Origin of the sequence: Geobacillus sp. ZGt-1, assembly GCF_001026865.1 — a bacterium.
In the GTDB taxonomy this organism is placed as follows: Bacteria; Bacillota; Bacilli; order Bacillales; family Anoxybacillaceae; genus Geobacillus; species Geobacillus thermoleovorans.
The window spans coordinates 1-1,417 of the sequence record NZ_LDPD01000093.1 but is presented as its reverse complement, the minus strand read 5'-3'; the positions used below and the strand labels follow the sequence as shown (position 1 = coordinate 1,417).

At 46.4% G+C, this 1,417-nt stretch carries 1 pseudogene; it reads right to left on the bottom strand.

Features of this window, described 5'->3' with window-relative positions:
- Nucleotides 1-51: 51 nt before the first annotated feature.
- Nucleotides 52-1,417 (bottom strand): annotated as a pseudogene (locus VU18_RS15770) (Ig-like domain-containing protein); the annotation flags it as partial.

Here is a 1,417-nt window from a genome sequence, read left to right as displayed (position 1 = left end):
AGGGAGGGCGCCGCTTCATGGGAGGGTGATCGCCTTGCTATATCTCCAGCCTTATTTTGCCACGTTTACAACAGCATCAGAAACTGGGTTGCCAACTACATTATTCGAACTAATACCACCCGTTTGATCTACATCTACAATGCCTGTCGCCGACAAGGTGATTGGCTTAGACAGATCTGTTACTGGGTTTTGCAGTTTGAGATAAATAGTTTTATATCCTTTTGATGGACCAACCGCATTTTGAGCGCCACTATCTTCATAGACCCCTAATACAGTAGCTGATTGTCCATCAACTTTTACGGTAAAGTTGTTAACAGAAAGCGGATTGCTGATCGTCGCATTTGCCACCGGTTCGCTGAAGTCGACACGGATGACGTCTGCGCTGGTTAAGGTCGCTGTGAACGTCGGAGCCACGTTTTCTTTCATGTATTCATTTACGGTCACGGTATCCATAACGAGCCCAGACGTATTCTTAATGTTGCTGATCGTAATGACGTGCGTGCCTGTCCACGTATTTGCCCCGGGTGCGAGCGTCACGCGGATATGTTTCGTATCTCCATCAAAGACTGCTTTCGTGACGGTCAAACCGTTGATGTTGAAGTTGGACAGGTTCAATGCAGAAGCGTCCAAGTTTTGTGTGAACGCAAATACTAATTCGTTGTTGTTGTCCGCTTTCACACCATTACCATCGTAGGCTTTATCAAGAGCTGGCTTCGTCGTTAAGCTGTCAGAGCCGCGAACGAATGTAATCTGTTTACGCTCTGCATATGCATTGTCAGCCAAGTCGCTTACTAAACCGTTCGGCAATGTCACGGTGTATGTGCCTTTTGGCAAGGAAGAAATGTTCAAAGCAACCGATTTCGATTTTCCGTCTGTCGGCAGATATAATTTGAAATTGTCGCTAGTTGTTTTCAAATCTGCGCCGACAGCCTTAAGTACATTGTTTTCGTCAATATACTTATCGCTCGATTGAACGACTGTAATGTTGCTGCCAGTCGTGACCTCTTCGTCAAATGTCAACACAAGGTGCTCAACACCGTCAATTTTCACGACTTGGCTACTGACGAATTTCGGTGCTGTAGTATCAGCTTTCAATTGAACGACTTTCGTGTACGCATCCCCGCTATTGCCCGCCAAGTCCTTATAATCGCTTACTTCAACTGCGTACACACCTTTCGACAGAGCGCTGCTCAATGTTGCTGTATAGACTAAGCCTGTTGAGTCAACCGAAACAGATGCAGTTTGGCCGCCAATTTTGATGGTCGGGTTGCTCAACAGTTTTTCGCTAAACGTCACTTTGACGGTTTTCGTGTTGACCGCTTCGATGCTTTGAACGGTCGGCTTCGTTGTATCCACCGTTGTCTTCTTGACAGTCAGTTCAGCCGGGTTCGGATTGATGACATTTCCGTTGTAGTCA